Genomic DNA, 15,875 nt, shown 5'->3' with positions numbered 1-15,875 from the left:
TCCGTGGCGGGCAGTCCTCGCGAAAGATGACGAATACTCCGTCATGTGAGCGACGAATCCTGGAACGCCGAGGTCAACCGGGTCGCCGCGCTGAAGGCGCTGCGCCTGCTGGACACGCCGCGCGAGGAGCGCTTCGACCGGATCACGCGGCTGGCGCGCGACGTGCTGCACACCCCGGTGGCGGTGGTGACCCTGGTGGACACCGACCGGCAGTGGTTCAAGTCGTGCGCGGGCTTCGACGCGACCGAGACCAGCCGGGGCATCTCCGTGTGCTCGCACGCGATCCAGCAGGACGACGTGTTCGAGGTTCCCGACCTGTCCGACGACCGCAGGTTCGCCGGGTTCCCGGTGGTGACGAAGGATCACCTGCGGTTCTACGCGGGCCAGCCGATCAGCGCCCCGTCCGGGCACCGGGTGGGCACGCTGTGCGTGCTGGACCGGGAGCCGCGCACGCTGTCCGCCCAGGAGCGGCAGCGGCTCAAGGACCTGGCGGCGTGGGTGGAGCTGGAGTGCGCGGTGGTGCAGTCGACGCTGGCCGCGCAGGACGCGGAGCGGGTGAAGCGGGACTTCACCGCGCTGGTGAGCCACGAGCTGCGCACCCCGCTGACGTCGGTGCACGGGTCGCTGGAGCTGCTGGCGTCCGGCCGGTTCGGGGAGATGCAGGCGCAGGCGTCGCGGCTGGTGGAGATCGCCGTGAAGAACACCGACCGGCTGGTGCGGCTGGCCAACGACGTGCTGGACCTGTCGCGCGTGCAGTCCGGGCAGCTGCGGCTGCGGCCCGCCCCGGTGGAGCTGGCGGACGTGGTGGAGAACGCGGTGATCGCCGTGGAGGGCACGGCCGAGCGCTGCCACGTGCCGCTGGTGACGCGCAAGGACCCGGTGACCGTGCGCGGGGACGCGGACCGGCTGGTGCAGGTGGTGACGAACCTCCTGGCGAACGCGGTGAAGGTGTCGCCGCCGGGGCAGCCGGTGGAGGTGGGGTGCTCCGTGGAGGGCTCGGTGGCGCGGGTCTACGTGCGCGACCACGGGATGGGCATCACGGACGACGAGGTGAAGCGGATCTTCGAGCCGTTCGTGCAGCTGGGGGCCAAGAGCGGTGGCGCGGGCCTGGGGCTGGCGATCACGCGCGGCATCGTGGAGTCGCACGGCGGGACGATCGCGGTGGAGTCCGAGGCCGGGATCGGCAGCACCTTCACCGTCATCCTGCCAGTCGGCGGTCCTCTGGTGGACCGTCCGTGGTGGTGACCCAGCCGAGCGCGGAGCCGACCTGGTGACCGATGCGCAGCGGGTCGAACGGCTTGGGCAGCACGGCGAGCGCGCCCGCGGCGACCAGCTCGGCGTCGAGCGCGGGCTCGTGGGAGGCGGTGACGAACACGACCGGGGGGCCGTCGAGCGCGACCTGGGCGAGGACGTCCCGCCCGCTCACGCCCGGCATCTCCAGGTCGAGCAGCAGCCCGTCGACCTGCCCCGCGCGGCACCGCTCCAGCGCGTCCGCGCCGGTGCCGGTGCCGTCGACCTGCCAGCCGCTGTCCAGCAGGGACAGCAGGAGCAGCTCGCGCACGTCGGGGTCGTCGTCGACGACGAGCAGCCGCTTGGTGTTCATCGGACCTCCTGGTTGACGCGGTAGCCGACACCGCGGACGGTGGCGATGAAGTCGCGCGGCGCCCCGGCGGCCACGAGCTTGCGGCGCAGGTTCGACACGTGGACGTCCACCGCGTGGTCGTCGGCCAGCCACTCCTCGCCCCAGGCGCGCCTGCGCAGCTGGTCGCGGGTGCGGACCTGCCGGGTGTTCTCGGTGATCGCGGCCAGCAGCTCGAACTCGATCTTCGTGGTGGCCACGTGGTTGCCGTTGACCTCGACGGACCTGGCGTCCAGGTCGACCTCGACGGGGCCCACGACGCGCCTGCTGTCGCGGGCGGCGGGGATGCGGGGGCGGCGCAGCACGGTGTGCACGCGGGCCACCAGCTCCCTGGGGGAGAAGGGCTTGGTGAGGTAGTCGTCGGCTCCGGCGGACAGGCCGACGAGCTTGTCGACCTCGTCCGCGCGGGCGGTCAGCATCAGCACGTAGGCGGTGGAGAACTGGCGCAGCCTGCGGCAGACCTCCAGGCCGTCGGGGCCGGGGATGTTGAGGTCGAGCAGCACGACCTCCGGGTCCCACTGGCGGACCAGCTCCAGCGCGGTGTCGCCGTCGCCCGCGCTGCGGACGTCGAACCTCGCGTCGGTCAGGGCCATCTCGATCACGGTCCGGATCTCCTGGGTGTCCTCGACAACCAGGACCTTCGAGGTGCTCACGCCGCACAGTGTGGCCGGGGCGGCGAGCGCCTGCCCGTTCACCTGCGGCCCTTCGCGTGCCTGCCGGGAGGGGCGGGCTGGATGAGGGCGCGCTTGAGCGCGAGCAGGAGCGCGAGGCCGACCAGGACGATCACCGCGACGCGCAGCCAGCCCGCCTGGCCGACCGCGAGGGCGGCGCGGCCGACGCCGGGCAGGTCGCCGATGCCGACCGGCACGGTGGCGGACTCGATGCGCAGCGCCTGCGGGTCGGGGTCGGTGTTGTTGTCGCCCTTCGTGCGCACGACGGTCCTGCCCTCCGAGGTGTTCAGCGAAATCACCCGGTGGGCGTACCGCTCGCCCTCCATGTCGGGGCGGGGCAGGACCACGACGTCGCCGATCTTGATCTCGGAGACCGGGGTGGCGCGGGTGATGAGCAGGTCGCCGGGGTTGTAGACGGGCTTCATCGACGGGGTGAGGACCGGGGCGAAGCCGATCTTGAGGATGACGACGGCGACGGCGGCGGCGACCGCTGCGGTGGCGATCAGGAACAGCAGCACGCCGCCGAGGACGCGCAGGGCCTTGTGGCGGCGCCGCCCGCTGCCCGTGGCGGGCGCGGTGGCGGTGGGCTCGGTGGCGGTGGGCGCGGCAGTGGGCGCGGCGGTGGCGAGCGCGGTGTCGGCGGCGGTCTCGTCGCTCGCGGTGGGCGCGGTGGCGACGGGCTCGGTGCCGGTGGGCGCGGTGTCAGTCGGCGCGGTGCCGGTCGGCGCGGTGGGCGCGGTCCCGGTCCTGGCGGTGGGCACGGCGCGCTCGGCGGTGGTGTCCACGTCCGCTCCCGGCGTCTCGGCGGTCCTGGGGGCGGGCGCGGTCCCGAACGGGGTCTCGGCGGTCCTCGGGACCGGCGCGGTCCTCGGGGCCGGGGCGGTCGCGCTCGGAGCGGTCGCGGTGTCGCCCTGGTCGGAGGTCGGCTTGCCTGCTGCGCTCGTGGTCATGAGTTCACCTGGATTGCCGTTCGGTAGCTGTTGCGATCCACGGAGACGGACACGGAGACGGTCGTGAACAGGCCCGCCGGGAGGGTGAGGCGGAGCGGCACGGTGGCGCCGACGGCGAGCGGGAGGCCGATCGGCGTCCCGGGGACGGCGGGGTACGAGGTGCCGGGGCAGGTGGCGGTGGAGGTGTTCCACGCGGTGCTGCACACGTCGAGCGCGGCGCCCGCGAGCGGGAGGCCGCCCGAGGCGATGGTGAAGGTGGCCCGGACCATGTCGATGGTGCCGTTGTTGCGCACGGACGGGTAGGCGTAGGTCCGGGAGAGGCTGGTGTAGCTGACGCTGTAGGGCTGGCCGGCGTAGACGGTTCCCGTGGAGGACACCATGACGGCGGACGCGATGATCGTGGTGCTGGTCCCCGCGGGCGGGGCGGGCAGGGCCTGGCTCGCGGTCGCGGTGATCGCGGCCTCCGCGGTCCCGGTCCCGAGGAACCCGGTGAGGACGGCCGCGCCGAGCACCGCGCAGCGGGCGAGCGTCCTCATCCGGGCTCCTCGATCGCAAGGGGACTGCCGACCGGACCGGGTCAGGCGTTGCTGGTGGTGGCGGTGCGCTGGGTCTGGCCGAAGGTGTAGGTGAGGTTCACGCTCTGGCCCTGCACGGTGTTGCCGGGCAGCGTGCCGTTGACCGTGGTCTCGTTCTGGTCCGGCAGGTTCAGGCTGACGCGCAGGCGCTGCACCGAACCGGCGGCGATGGAGCCCGCGATCAGCGAGGCGTTGCTGGTGAGGCTGCTCAGCGGGGTGGCGGCGAGCAGCGCGGCGGTGGTGCCGGAGCACACGCCCGTGGTCGGGTTCCAGGTGCCGCCGTTGCAGGAGGTGATGCTGACCCGCAGGGCCCTGGTGCTGGTGCCGTCGGTGATGAGGGTGCTGGCGCCGGTGGCGGCGACCTGCAGCGTCATGGCCTGGCCGTCCAGGGTGCCGCTGTTGGTGAGGTCGACGTAGCGGTTGATGGTGTCGCCGGGGGCCACGTTGGTGACGGCCTGGTCGAAGCCCGCGCCCTGGGAGGCCATGGTGAGCTTGAGGGTGCCGTCGGTGACCGACTCGGGGGTGACGTTCGCGGCGGTGGCCAGCAGCGTCGCGTAGACGCCGACGCCCATGGCGACGAGCACGGAGCCGCCGATGGCGGCGAAGGCGACCGGGCGCCAGACCGAGCGGCGGGTGCGGGTGGTCTCGGCGGCGGGGGCGGTGGCGGTGGTGCGGTGCTTCACGGGAACTCCCTGGTGTCCGGTCTCGCTGGCGGTCGTCGTCCCTTGCGTAGGACAAACGATGCGCCGCCGACCTCCACCGGTCCTCAGGCGTTCCTCAAGCTCACCTCAAGAAAATGACGACCTCGGTGCGACGGGGCCCGGCGCGGACGTTTTCGCAGCTCAGGGCCGCTTTGTTGAACCGTGCGACGGCGCGGTTTTTGTCCGAGTCCGGGCTTGAACAGCCCCGCCGGGGGCGTTGTCGGGCGCGGAGCAGAGGTTTGCCACCGGCTGACCTTCAGAAGGTGGTGAAGTTATGGAACTCGGTAAACTACCCACCGGTCACCTCGGCGAAAGGGCTGGTGGAGCGTGGTGCGAGCGGGTGGTGGCGAGGGCGTGGACGCCGCGGTGTCGCGGTTCGTCGAGCGGTTCGCGGGGATGCTCAGCGACGCCGGGATGGCCCGGATGCCCGCGCGGGTGTTCGCGGCGCTGCTGGCGACCGACAGCGGCGCGCTGACCTCGGCGGAGCTGTCCGAGCGGCTCCGGATCTCCCCCGCCGCCGTGTCCGGGGCGGTCCGCTACCTCAACCAGGTCAACCTGGTCAGCCGCGAGCGCGAGGCCGGGACCCGGCGCGAGGTGTACCGGATCTACGACGACGCCTGGTACGAGTCGCTGTTCCGCCGCGAGCAGGCCCTCATCAACTGGGAGGGCGCGCTGCGCGAGGGCGCCGAGGCGCTCGCGGGCACCCCGGCCGGGGCTCGGCTGGACCGGACGCTCGCGTTCACCGAGTTCCTGGAGCGGGAGCTGACCGGCCTGCTGGAGCGCTGGCGCCTGCACCGAAAAGAGCACTTCACGCAGTGATGACCTGTTCGACGCAGCGTCACGACCTTCGAATGCGACTGAACGGCGCTACTAGCCGGTGCCGGAAGTCCGCCAAGATCGATAAAGACCAGGTCTGAACCACCCCGTTCGCGCGAACGTCCCCCACCTTCGAGTCCGCGCCGGAGCTGCGCACCGGCAGCTTCGGCGCGGGCGACCCTGCATCGAGGGAGACCCCTGCCATGGGAGACGCTTACCGGAGGCTGGCCGCGCTCGGCCTGACCGCCGTCACAGCGACCGCGCTGGCCGTCACGACGGCGGGCAGCGCGTGGGCCACGGGCGAGGTCGTGGGCGCGAGCAGCGCCGACGCCGTGCCCGGCTCGTACGTGGTGACCCTGCGCGACGACGCCTCTCCGCGCGCCGCCGCCACCAGCGCCGCCACCTCGCTGACCTCGCGCTACGGCGGCGAGGTCAAGCGCACCTACTCGCACGCCCTGAACGGCTTCCACGCCACCATGTCCGCCGAGCAGGCCGCGAAGCTCGCCGCCGACCCCAAGGTCGCGATGGTGCAGGCGGACCTGCGGATCACCGTCGACGCGGTCCAGCCGAACCCGCCGTCGTGGGGCCTCGACCGGATCGACCAGCGCGACCTGCCGCTGGACAGCTCCTACTCGTACGAGACGGGCGCGTCGAACGTGACCGCCTACATCATCGACACCGGCATCCGCACCACGCACAGCACGTTCGGCGGCCGGGCGAGCTGGGGCGCCAACACGATCGACACCAACAACACCGACTGCCAGGGCCACGGCACGCACGTCGCGGGCACCGTCGGCGGCGCGGAGTACGGCGTGGCCAAGGAGGTGAAGCTGGTCGCGGTCAAGGTGCTCAACTGCGCGGGCAGCGGCACCACGGCCAGCGTCGTCGGCGGCATCGACTGGGTGACCGCCAACGCGGTGAAGCCCGCCGTCGCGAACATGAGCCTGGGCGGCGGCGCGGACGCCACCCTGGACGCGGCGGTGCGCACCTCGGTCGCCTCGGGCGTCACGCACGTGGTGGCCTCGGGCAACAGCAGCGCGAACGCCTGCAGCTACTCCCCCGCCCGCGTGGCCGAGGCGATCAGCGTGAACGCCTCGACCAGGACGGACGCGCGCGCCTCGTTCTCCAACTTCGGGACGTGCACGGACCTCTTCGCGCCGGGTGAGGGCATCACCTCGTCGTGGAACACCAACGACACCGCCACCAACACCATCAGCGGCACGTCGATGGCGTCCCCGCACGTGGCGGGCGGCGCGGCGCTGTACCTGGCGGGGAACCCGACCGCCGCGCCCGCGACCGTGGAGGCCGCGCTGCTCTCGGCCGCCAGCTCGGACAAGATCGGCAACGCGGGCGCCGGGTCGCCGAACAAGCTGCTGTTCACCGGCAGCACGACGACCCCGTCGATCACCAACCCCGGTGCCAAGGCGAACCTGGCGGGCGACTCGGTCAGCTTCCAGCTGTCGGTGTTCGGCGGCACCGCGCCGCACGTGTTCACCGCGACCGGGCTGCCGGACGGCGTGACCATCAGCGACGGCGGCCTGGTCTCCGGGTCGCCGACGACGGCGGGCACGTACTCGGTGACCGTGACGGCCACGGACTCGCTGGGCGTGTCCGGGTCGACCACGTTCAGCTGGCTGGTGGTGGAGCCGGGCGCCGAGTGCCCGACGACCACCAACAGCACCGCCTACCCGATCGCCGACAACTCGACGGTGAGCAGCCCGATCACCCTGGCGTGCGGGGCGCTGGCCTCGGCGACGACCACGGTGACCGTGGACATCACGCACACCTACATCGGTGACCTGGTCGTGGACCTGGTCGCGCCGGACGGGTCGGTGTACAACCTGCACAACCGGACCGGGGGCAGCGCGGACGACATCAAGCGCAGCTTCACGGTGGACGCGTCGAGCGAGGTCGTGGTCGGCACCTGGACGCTGCGGGTGCAGGACGCGGCGTCGCTGGACACCGGTCGGCTGAACTCGTGGTCGCTGGACGTGTGACCACCGGGCGGATCGTCGGCGGCCGGGTGACCGGCGGCTGAGGGACCGCCCGCCGGGTGACCGGTGGCTGAGCGGGGCCTGGTTCCGGGGGAGTCGCACCCCGGAGCCAGGCCCTCCGGCCTTCCGGCCCTTCCTGCGGTTCAGCCGCTCAGAGCGCGATGCCGAGCAGGGCGTCCACGGCGGTGCGGAACACGCCGGGCGCCTCGGTGTCGGGGCCGCCCCGGTCCCACGCCTCGCGCGCCCACGCGTCCAGCGCGGCGAGGGCCTTGGGGGTGTCGAGGTCGTTGCCGAGGTGCTCGCGCACCCGCGCCACGACGTCGTCGACGGACGGCCCGGACTCCAGGTCGGCGGCCGAGCGCCACAGCGCCAGCCTGGTCCCGGCCTCGGCGAACAGCTCGTCGGTCCACGGCCGGTCCTCGCGGTAGTGGCCCGCGAACAGCGCGAGGCGGATCACGCCGGGGTCGACGCCGGTGGAGCGCAGCTTGGAGACGAACACCAGGTTGCCCCTGGACTTGGACATCTTCTCGCCGTCGAGGCCGATCATCCCGGCGTGCGCGTAGTGCCGGGCGAACGGGTGCTGGCCGGTGAGGGCCTCGGCGTGCGCGGCGCTGTACTCGTGGTGCGGGAAGACCAGGTCGGACCCGCCGCCCTGCAGGTCGAACGGGGTGTCCAGGTTCGCGAGCGCGATGTGGCTGCACTCGATGTGCCAGCCGGGGCGGCCGGTGCCGATCGAGGTCTCCCAGGACGGCTCGCCGGGCCGGGCCATGCGCCACAGCAGGGCGTCGAGCGGGTCCCGCTTGCCGGGCCGGTCCGGGTCGCCGCCGCGCTCGGCGAACAGCCGCAGCATGGTCTCCCGGTCGTAGTTCGACTCGTAGCCGAAGTTCGGCGTGGCGTCGTGCGGGAAGTAGACGTCCGGGTACTCGTCGTCGTCCAGCCGGTAGGCGGCGCCGCTCGCGAGCAGCTTCTCGATCATGTCGACGATGCCGGGGATGGACTCGACGGCGCCGACGTACTCGCGCGGGGCCAGGACGCGCAGGGCCTCCATGTCCTCGCGGAAGAGGGCGGTCTCGCGCATGGCGAGTACGACCCAGTCGTCCTGGTCGCGGGCGGCGCGCTCCAGCAGCGGGTCGTCCACGTCGGTGACGTTCTGCACGTAGTGGACGTCGTGCCCGTTGTCGAGCCAGACCCGCTGCACCAGGTCGAACGCCAGGTAGGTGGCGGCGTGGCCGAGGTGCGTGGCGTCGTAGGGGGTGATGCCGCAGACGTACAGCCGAGCGGTGTCCCCCGGCGCGGTGGGCCGCACCTCGCCGGTCGCGGTGTCGTGGAGCCGGAGTGGGCGGGGTGCACCGCGGAGCTTGGGAACGGAGGGGGAAGACCAGGTCTGCATGGCTCGACGATAACCCGCGAACGCGGACGTTGACCGGGGTCCGAGCGGTGGGACGCTGATCACTCCGGCCACGCGGGAAACCGCAGCTCCGCACGGGCCGCGCGGTCACCGCCCGAGGCCCGCACGCTCACCGCCCGGCGGCCGGGCGCCACTTCCCCGAGCCCTCGCCCGAGGCCCGCGCCGCTGCGCCGGACCGCTCCGCTCGCCAGGGCCGTCAGGTCCTCCCCGGCCCGACCTCCCCGATCGCCCACTCCACCCACTCCCGCTGCATGGTGTTGAACCGCCGTCCCCACTCCAGCGCGAGCCGCCCGTAGAGCGCGAGGTCGTTCTCGTTGCCCTCCAGCTCGCGCTCGATGTCCGCGTAGCGCTCCTCGCGTGCCTTGCCCGAGGCGTAGCGCTCCGCCAGGAACCCGATCCGCTCCTCCGGCTCGACCAGCCCGGCCTGCGGGCGAGCAGTCCGAGCGTCGCGTGCTTCAGGCTCATGGCCCGCAACCATGCTCCATGTCCGACATGTCACAGTTGACATGTCAAAAGAGGAACCCGGAATGCCGTCACCAGCGGGCGCACCGCAGTCGCCCACTTCCGCGCCGCAGCCGACCACCGCGCCGCGGTCCGCCCCAGCGCCGCAGCCCGCCCCCGCACCACAATGCGCTCCCGCACCGGCAGGCGACGCCGGGTCGGCGGACGACAGCGGCTCGGCAGGCGACGCCGGGTCGGCCGCGCACCCCAAGGCGGGCGCCTGGGCCCTGGTGGGCCTGATCATCGCGGTGTCCACGACCACCATCGACCAGACGATCGTCGCCCTGTCCGCGCCCGCCATCCAGTCCGGCCTCGACCTGACCCGCGACGGCGTCCAGTGGGCGGTGAACGCGTCCCTGCTGGCCACCGCCGCGACGTTCCTGCCGGGTGGCCGCCTGGCCGACCTGCTGGGCCACAGGCGGATGGCGCTGGTGGGCATCACCTGGTTCGGCGCCGCCTCGCCGCTGTGCGGCCTCGCACCCACCGGGGCGCAGGCCGGGACCTGGCTGGTGGGCGCGCGGGCGCTGCAGGGCGTGGGCTGCGCGCTGATGTTCCCGGCGGCGATCGGCCTGGTGGTGCGCGGCCTCCCGCGCGAGCGGCGCGGCAGGGCGATGGCGCTGCTCTTCGCGGTGACCGGCGCGATGACCTCGGTCGGCCCGCTCGCGGGCGGTTACCTGACCGAGTGGACCTGGCGCGCGGTGTTCTGGGTGAACGTGCCGCTGGCCGCGCTGGCGGGGCGCGGTGGTCGCCGCGACCGCCATGACCGCGATCGTGCTCGCCTTCCAGCAGGCGGGCTCCTGGGGCTGGACGTCGCCGGGCGTGCTCGCGCCCCTGGCCGCCGGTCTCGCGCTGGTGCCGCTGTTCGTCGCGCTGGAGCGCAGGTCGCAGGCCCCGCTGGTGAACCTGGCCGGGTTCGCCGACCGCGGCTTCACCGTCTCGGTCGTGGTGACGCTGCTGTGCTCGATCGTGTTCGTGCCGGTCTTCTTCCTCAGCGTCTACGGCCAGGTGTCCCTGCGGCTGTCCGCGCTGGACACCGGACTGCTGTTCCTGAAGCTGTTCGCGGGCTTCGTGATCACCTCCCGGATCGGCTCGACCCGGTTCGACCGGCACGGCGCGAAGCCGGTGGTCGCCCTGGGCGGGACGGTCGGCGCGGTCGGCTTCATGCTGAGCCCGGTGAGCACCGACGCGGTCAACCGCGCCCTCGGCGCCTCCTACGGCGAGGTCACCGCGATCTCCCAGACCGTCCGCAACCTCGGCGGCGCACTGGGCGTGGCCGCGCTGACCACCCTGGTGAGCGACCGCTTCAGCACCGGCCTGACCGGTGCGTTCACCGCACTGGGCGTTCTGGGCGATGGCCGCGGCGCCGGCGGTGACCGCCGCGCTCTCCCCGGCCTCCCCGAGGACGACCGCCGAGGCCCCGGCGCGCCAGGGCGGCGCGGCGGCGGGGGCCGCGCAGGTCCGGCTCCCGGAAGCGGCCGAACGGATCAGCGCGGACGCCGCCGGGATGTGGATATTCCACCCCGAGACGGGGGCGTTCGGACGATTACCGCCCGGTGGCGCGGGTAGAGCATGAGGTGCCCTGGCACCGCAGCCCGAGGAGGCGGCATGACCGCGCTCAAGCCGGAACCCGTGGTCGTCCGCCCCGGCGCGGGCGCGCGAGGGTCCAAGGGGTCGGTGCTGCTGGGGTTGCTGCGCACCACCGATCCCAAGCGGATCGGGCTGATGTACCTGGTGACGTCGTTCTTCTTCTTCCTCGTCGGCGGCCTGATGGCCCTGCTCATGCGGGGCGAGTTGGCCCGTCCGGGGATGCAGTTCCTCTCCAACGAGCAGTACAACCAGCTGTTCACCATGCACGGGACGGTGATGCTGCTGCTCTACGCCACCCCGATCGTGTTCGGCTTCGCCAACTACGTGCTGCCGCTGCAGATCGGCTCGCCGGACGTCGCGTTCCCCCGGCTCAACGCGCTCTCGTACTGGCTCTACCTGTTCGGCGCGACGGTGACGGTCAGCTCGATGCTCACCCCGGCCGGGGCTCCCGACTTCGGGTGGACCGCCTACACCCCGCTGTCGACGGCCGCGCACTCCCCCGGCGTCGGCGCGGATCTGTGGATCCTCGGGCTGGCGCTCGGCGGGGTCGGCACGATCCTGGGCGCGGTCAACATGATCACCACCGTGGTGTGCCTGCGCGCGCCAGGCATGACCATGTGGCGGTTGCCGATCTTCACCTGGAACATCCTGGTCACCAGCGTGCTGATCCTGCTGGCGTTCCCGATCCTGACCGCGGCGCTGCTCGCGCTCGCCGCCGACCGGCACCTCGGCGCGCACGTGTTCGACCCGGCCAACGGCGGCGTGATCCTGTGGCAGCACCTGTTCTGGTTCTTCGGCCACCCCGAGGTGTACATCATCGCGCTGCCGTTCTTCGGCATCGTCACCGAGGTGTTCCCGGTGTTCAGCCGCAAGCCCCTGTTCGGGTACAAGGGCCTGGTGTTCGCCACGCTCGCGATCGCCGCCCTGTCGGTGGCGGTGTGGGCGCACCACATGTTCGCGACCGGCGCGGTGCTGCTGCCGTTCTTCTCGCTGATGACGTTCCTGATCGCGGTGCCGACCGGCATCAAGTTCTTCAACTGGATCGGCACGATGTGGAAGGGGCAGCTCACGTTCGAGTCGCCCATGCTGTTCTCGATCGGGTTCCTGGTGACGTTCCTGTTCGGCGGCCTGTCCGGCATCCTGCTCGCGTCGCCGCCGATCGACTTCCACGTGCACGACACGTACTTCGTCGTCGCCCACTTCCACTACGTCCTGTTCGGCACGATCGTGTTCGCCACCTTCGCCGGGATCTACTTCTGGTTCCCCAAGATGACCGGCCGGATGCTGGACGAGGGCCTGGGCAAGCTGCACTTCTGGACCACGTTCCTGGGCTTCCACGCCACGTTCCTGGTGCACCACTGGCTGGGCAACGAGGGGATGCCGCGCCGGTACGCCGACTACCTGCCGTCGGACGGGTTCACCTTCCTGAACACGCTGTCCACGATCGGGTCGTTCGTGCTGGGCGCGTCGGTGCTGCCGTTCGTGTGGAACGTGGTGCGCAGCCACCGCTACGGCGAGCTCGCGGGCGTGGACGACCCGTGGGGGTTCGGCAACTCGCTGGAGTGGGCCACCTCGTCGCCGCCGCCCAGGCACAACTTCACCGAGCTGCCGCGCATCCGCAGCGAGCGGCCCGCGTTCGAGCTGCACCACCCGCACATGGTCGACCGGATGCGGGCGGAGGCGCACTTCTCGCTGCGCAGGGGCGGGGAGTCGACCCCGCCGGACCCGACGACCGAGCAGGCGCTCGCGCCGACCGACCGCAACCGGAAGAGCCCCTCGGACGAGTGAACCTTCGCCCGTCGGTGGGACCCGGCATCCGCGCCGGGGAGGGGGTTCTCCCCCGGTCGGCGGGACCCGGCCCGCGCCCGAGTGGGTCACCTCACCGGTGGCGCGCTCAGGACCGGGCGGCCGGTGCCGTAGCGGATCAGGTGCAGCCAGCACCGTAGGTTCCGCGAGAGGCTTGTCATGAAACTGTCGGATGTCCGCATCGGCACCAAGGTGCTGCTCGCGGTGGGCGTGGTGGCCCTCGCCTCGGTGCTGACCGGCGTCACCGGCCTGGTGAAGATCGAGTCCTTGCAGGACACGAACGAGATGCAGCTGAGCCGGACCGTCCCCTACCTCAACGGCCTGCAGGAGGCCGCGCTCCAGGCGAAGGCCGCCGCGAACGACGAGCGCGGCTACCTGCTGACCGGCGAGCAGTCCTACCGGGACAGCTTCGAGAAGCGCTTCACCGCCGTCGCGGACGCGCTGCGCAGCTCCGAGACCTCCACCCAGCGCCCCGAGCGCAAGGAGGCGGTCGCGAAGGTCCGCGCCGAGCTGGAGAAGTGGCACACCTCGGTGACCGCCGAGCTGGACCTGTTCGCCACCGACCGGGCGGGCGCGATCACCGCGTCCGCCACCGTGAACCGCGACCTGCGCAAGACCTACGAGGACGTGCTGACCGTCGAGGTGCAGGCCGCTGTCGACGACCTGGCGTCCAGCACCGACTTCAACGAGACCGTCGAGTCGGCGCAGCTGCAGATGACGCTGATCCTGGTGCTGGGCACGCTCGCGGGCGTGGCCGTGGCGCTGTGGATCGGCCGCCGCATCTCGCGCCCCGTGTCCGAGGTCGTGACCGTGCTGAACCGGGTCGCCGACGGCGACCTGACCGGCCGCGTCGACGTGCAGGGCAAGGACGAGGTCGCCCAGATGGGCGAGGCGCTGAACCGGGCCGCGTCCAGCATGGGGCAGGCCGTGCGCACCATCGACCAGTCCGCGTCGGCGCTCGCCAACGCCGCCGAGGAGCTGCACACCACCAACGCGGAGATCGCCCGCAGCGCGCAGGAGGTCGACGCGCAGGCCAACCAGGTCGCGACCTCGGCGCAGGACGTGTCGGACAACATCTCGACCGTGGCCACCGGCTCGGACCAGATGAGCGAGGCCATCCGCTCGATCTCCACCAGCGCCTCCGACGCCGCCGACGTGGCGTCCCGCGCGGTGGCCGCCGCCCAGAGCACCACCGCCACGGTCGGTGAGCTGGGGCAGTCCAGCGCGGAGATCGGCGACGTCATCAAGGTGATCACCTCGATCGCCGAGCAGACCAACCTGCTGGCCCTGAACGCCACGATCGAGGCCGCGCGCGCCGGTGAGGCGGGCAAGGGCTTCGCGGTGGTGGCGAGCGAGGTCAAGGACCTGGCGCAGGAGACCGCGCGGGCCACCGAGGACATCGCGCGGCGGGTCGAGGTGATCCAGTCGAACACCACGAACGCGGTGGCGGCGATCGCCGAGATCAGCCACGTGATCGCGCAGATCAACGACCACCAGATGACCATCGCCTCGGCGGTGGAGGAGCAGACCGCGACCACCGGCGAGATGAACCGGAACGTGTCGCACGCGTCCGACTCCAGCGCGAAGATCGCCGCGAACATCACCGGCGTGGCGAGCGCGGCGAGCAGCACCACCACCAGCGTGGCCGAGGCGCAGCGCGCCGCCGGCGACCTGGCGGGCATGGCGGAGAACCTGAAGTCGCTGGTGTCCGGGTTCCGCACGTCCTGACCGGCGGTTCGCCCCATGGGCCCGGCGCTCCCCTCTTGTCTTGCGGGGGGGCGCCGGGCCTTTCGCCGTTCCCGGACGCGGTCTGGTTCCAGGCGCGGCGGAACGCGGTGAGCAGCTCACCGGCCGCGTACGGGTTGGCGCCCTGGTAGCGGCGCACGCGAGCGAGCGACTCAGGCCGCCGGGGCCGCCGCGCAGCCCGGTGGCCAGGCAGGTCTTGTCGAGGTCGTCGCCGAAGACGGCCACGAGGGTGGTCAGGTGCCCCAGCAGGGCGACGATGTCGTCCCGCAGCCCCTCGCCGGCCTCCCCCACCTCGGTCTGCTCGACCCGCTCCCGGTAGGCGCGCAGCCCGTGCGGCGCGGGCCGCTCGTCCAGCTGGGCCGGGGTGAGGCGGTCTCCGGTGCGGCGCGGTGACCGGACCCTGCCGGGGGCGGGGGCCCACCGCTCGACGGCGTCGCACAGCGCCCCGAACAGGTAGCCGAGGAAGTCCCTGGGCTGGTAGTCGACGGGCGCGTCGACCCGGACCGCGAGCAGCGGGCCGCCCTGCTCGGCGTAGTGGCCCGCGCACCAGCGGCCGAGCATGGTGGTCTTGCCGACGCCGCGCGGCCCGGCGAGCGCGTACGCGTCCCGACCGCGCTTGAGCAGGCGGCGCAGCTCGTGCGCGGCGGGGGTGTCGATGTCGACGACGGTGTCGGGGCCGAAGAAGCTGGTGGCGGGCTCGGCCATGCGGGTGGCGTGGTGCGGCGCGGGGTTGCTGGCCTCCGCCGCGGCGGGCAGCACACCGCGCTCGTAGAGCACGATGCCTGCGAGCGCCAGGACGGCGAGCACCGGCTGGACCGGGTGGGCGCGCAGCCGGGTCGCGGTGGACGCGGGCAGCGGCACCTCCCGGACCGCGCGCTCGACCAGCCGGGCCACCGCCCCGGCGGAATCCTCGATGTCGGTCTCCCATTCGTCAGCCACACCCGAGAAGATCAACGAGACGTTCCGGGGACACGAGGGGGACCGCCGTGGCCGACCGCCACCTGATCGACGTGCACCTGCTCCTGCTGCGCCCAGGCCCTGGTTCAGGTCCGGGCTCCGGCTCCGGTTCGGAGGTGCTGCTGTCGCTGCGCCGCGATCCCGCGCACCCGCGGTTCGACAACCGCTGGCACCTGCCGTCCGGCAAGCTCGACGCGGGCGAGTCCGCGCTCACCGCCGCCGCCCGCGAGGCGCACGAGGAGCTGGGCGTGACGATCGCCGAGGCCGACCTGCGGCTCGTGCACACCGCCCACGCCACCGCGCCCGGCGTCGAGCCGCGGCTGGGGCTGTTCTTCGTGGTCGCGGCCTGGGGCGGCGAGCCGGTCAACGCGGAGCCGGACAAGTGCGCCGAGCTGCGCTGGTTCGGGCTCGACGCGCTGCCCGACGACCTGATCGAGTACTCCCTGCTGGGCCTGGACGGTCACCGCACCGCCACGCCCTTCAGCGTGTACGGGTGGTGACCACCCGACTGGCGGTCACCCGTT

The 15,875-nt window shown here is 72.6% G+C and carries 15 protein-coding genes and 1 pseudogene; 9 read left to right on the top strand and 7 right to left on the bottom strand.

The window, feature by feature from the left end; all coding sequences use genetic code 11:
• The first annotated feature begins 45 nt into the window (after positions 1 to 45).
• The gene (locus tag AMIR_RS11075) at positions 46 to 1,245 is read left to right on the top strand and encodes a GAF domain-containing sensor histidine kinase (RefSeq protein WP_015801040.1); all 1,200 of its coding nucleotides are present in this window, start codon (positions 46 to 48) and stop codon (positions 1,243 to 1,245) included.
• On the opposite strand, the gene AMIR_RS11070 is transcribed toward AMIR_RS11075, so the two are convergent.
• Genes AMIR_RS11070 through AMIR_RS11050 form a run of 5 tightly spaced genes read right to left on the bottom strand, consistent with a single transcriptional unit; the run spans position 1,199 to position 4,518 of the window.
• Entirely contained in the window at positions 1,199 to 1,603 is a 405-nt protein-coding gene (locus AMIR_RS11070; protein ID WP_015801039.1) for a response regulator, read from the bottom strand. The genes AMIR_RS11075 and AMIR_RS11070 overlap by 47 nt on opposite strands.
• Entirely contained in the window at positions 1,600 to 2,292 is a 693-nt protein-coding gene (locus tag AMIR_RS11065; RefSeq protein ID WP_205590432.1) for a response regulator transcription factor, read from the bottom strand. Before AMIR_RS11065 ends, AMIR_RS11070 begins: the two co-directional genes overlap by 4 nt.
• A 38-nt stretch (positions 2,293 to 2,330) precedes the next feature.
• Entirely contained in the window at positions 2,331 to 3,260 is a 930-nt protein-coding gene (locus AMIR_RS42670; RefSeq protein WP_015801037.1) for a signal peptidase I, read from the bottom strand.
• Positions 3,257 to 3,796, bottom strand: a complete 540-nt coding sequence (locus tag AMIR_RS11055; RefSeq protein WP_015801036.1) for a hypothetical protein — start codon at positions 3,794 to 3,796, stop codon at positions 3,257 to 3,259. The genes AMIR_RS42670 and AMIR_RS11055 overlap by 4 nt, the downstream gene beginning before the upstream one ends.
• 41 nt (positions 3,797 to 3,837) lie before the next feature.
• Positions 3,838 to 4,518, bottom strand: coding sequence for a TasA family protein (locus tag AMIR_RS11050; RefSeq protein ID WP_015801035.1), 681 nt, complete (start codon positions 4,516 to 4,518; stop codon positions 3,838 to 3,840).
• 414 nt (positions 4,519 to 4,932) lie between these two features.
• On the opposite strand from AMIR_RS11050, the gene AMIR_RS11045 reads away from it, so the two are divergent.
• Together AMIR_RS11045 and AMIR_RS11040 are read left to right on the top strand one after the other, a co-directional pair.
• Positions 4,933 to 5,355, top strand: a complete 423-nt coding sequence (locus AMIR_RS11045) for a GbsR/MarR family transcriptional regulator (protein WP_118948273.1) — start codon at positions 4,933 to 4,935, stop codon at positions 5,353 to 5,355.
• A gap of 200 nt (positions 5,356 to 5,555) precedes the next feature.
• Positions 5,556 to 7,349 carry a S8 family peptidase gene (locus AMIR_RS11040; protein ID WP_015801033.1) on the top strand — a complete coding sequence of 598 codons (1,794 nt, stop codon included), beginning with the start codon at positions 5,556 to 5,558 and terminating at the stop codon, positions 7,347 to 7,349.
• A 148-nt stretch (positions 7,350 to 7,497) separates the two neighbouring features.
• On the opposite strand, the gene mshC is transcribed toward AMIR_RS11040, so the two are convergent.
• Both mshC and AMIR_RS43185 read right to left on the bottom strand, forming a co-directional pair.
• Positions 7,498 to 8,736 carry a cysteine--1-D-myo-inosityl 2-amino-2-deoxy-alpha-D-glucopyranoside ligase gene (mshC, locus tag AMIR_RS11035; protein ID WP_015801032.1) on the bottom strand — a complete coding sequence of 413 codons (1,239 nt, stop codon included), beginning with the start codon at positions 8,734 to 8,736 and terminating at the stop codon, positions 7,498 to 7,500.
• A 214-nt stretch (positions 8,737 to 8,950) separates the two neighbouring features.
• Positions 8,951 to 9,232, bottom strand: a complete 282-nt coding sequence (locus AMIR_RS43185) for a virulence activator alpha C-terminal domain-containing protein (protein ID WP_187313503.1) — start codon at positions 9,230 to 9,232, stop codon at positions 8,951 to 8,953.
• On the opposite strand from AMIR_RS43185, the pseudogene AMIR_RS43180 reads away from it, so the two are divergent.
• The 6 genes and pseudogenes from AMIR_RS43180 to AMIR_RS11010 form a co-directional block, all read left to right on the top strand.
• A pseudogene (locus AMIR_RS43180) lies at positions 9,231 to 9,932 on the top strand (MFS transporter); the annotation flags it as partial. The gene AMIR_RS43185 and the pseudogene AMIR_RS43180 sit on opposite strands and share 2 nt — an antisense overlap.
• A gap of 82 nt (positions 9,933 to 10,014) precedes the next feature.
• Complete coding sequence (locus tag AMIR_RS41685) at positions 10,015 to 10,821, top strand: MFS transporter (RefSeq protein WP_245554604.1); 807 nt, start codon at positions 10,015 to 10,017, stop codon at positions 10,819 to 10,821.
• 39 nt (positions 10,822 to 10,860) lie between these two features.
• Complete coding sequence (ctaD, locus tag AMIR_RS11020; protein ID WP_015801031.1) at positions 10,861 to 12,630, top strand: aa3-type cytochrome oxidase subunit I; 1,770 nt, start codon at positions 10,861 to 10,863, stop codon at positions 12,628 to 12,630.
• Positions 12,631 to 12,807: 177 nt separating this feature from the next.
• Positions 12,808 to 14,376, top strand: a complete 1,569-nt coding sequence (locus tag AMIR_RS11015; protein ID WP_015801030.1) for a methyl-accepting chemotaxis protein — start codon at positions 12,808 to 12,810, stop codon at positions 14,374 to 14,376.
• Positions 14,377 to 14,953: 577 nt separating this feature from the next.
• Entirely contained in the window at positions 14,954 to 15,166 is a 213-nt protein-coding gene (locus AMIR_RS38975) for a hypothetical protein (protein ID WP_143760695.1), read from the top strand.
• Between the two features lie 214 nt (positions 15,167 to 15,380).
• On the top strand, positions 15,381 to 15,851 hold the full coding sequence (locus tag AMIR_RS11010) for an NUDIX hydrolase (RefSeq protein WP_015801029.1): 471 nt from the start codon (positions 15,381 to 15,383) through the stop codon (positions 15,849 to 15,851).
• Positions 15,852 to 15,875 lie beyond the last annotated feature (24 nt).

It is taken from the genome of Actinosynnema mirum DSM 43827 (assembly GCF_000023245.1).
In the GTDB taxonomy this organism is placed as follows: domain Bacteria; phylum Actinomycetota; class Actinomycetes; order Mycobacteriales; family Pseudonocardiaceae; genus Actinosynnema; species Actinosynnema mirum.
This window is presented reverse-complemented; position numbering and strand designations above follow the sequence as displayed.

Bases quoted from the DNA above. Each gene is read 5' to 3' on its own strand.
- AMIR_RS42670 (WP_015801037.1), bottom strand. From the start codon at position 3,260: ATGACCACGAGCGCAGCAGGCAAGCCGACCTCCGACCAGGGCGACACC.
- AMIR_RS11015 (WP_015801030.1), top strand. From the start codon at position 12,808: ATGAAACTGTCGGATGTCCGCATCGGCACCAAGGTGCTGCTCGCGGTG.
- AMIR_RS43185 (WP_187313503.1), bottom strand. From the start codon at position 9,232: ATGGTTGCGGGCCATGAGCCTGAAGCACGCGACGCTCGGACTGCTCGC.
- AMIR_RS11040 (WP_015801033.1), top strand. From the start codon at position 5,556: ATGGGAGACGCTTACCGGAGGCTGGCCGCGCTCGGCCTGACCGCCGTC.
- AMIR_RS11055 (WP_015801036.1), bottom strand. From the start codon at position 3,796: ATGAGGACGCTCGCCCGCTGCGCGGTGCTCGGCGCGGCCGTCCTCACC.
- AMIR_RS41685 (WP_245554604.1), top strand. From the start codon at position 10,015: ATGACCGCGATCGTGCTCGCCTTCCAGCAGGCGGGCTCCTGGGGCTGG.
- mshC (WP_015801032.1), bottom strand. From the start codon at position 8,736: ATGCAGACCTGGTCTTCCCCCTCCGTTCCCAAGCTCCGCGGTGCACCC.
- AMIR_RS38975 (WP_143760695.1), top strand. From the start codon at position 14,954: ATGGTGGTCTTGCCGACGCCGCGCGGCCCGGCGAGCGCGTACGCGTCC.
- AMIR_RS11045 (WP_118948273.1), top strand. From the start codon at position 4,933: ATGCTCAGCGACGCCGGGATGGCCCGGATGCCCGCGCGGGTGTTCGCG.
- AMIR_RS11070 (WP_015801039.1), bottom strand. From the start codon at position 1,603: ATGAACACCAAGCGGCTGCTCGTCGTCGACGACGACCCCGACGTGCGC.
- ctaD (WP_015801031.1), top strand. From the start codon at position 10,861: ATGACCGCGCTCAAGCCGGAACCCGTGGTCGTCCGCCCCGGCGCGGGC.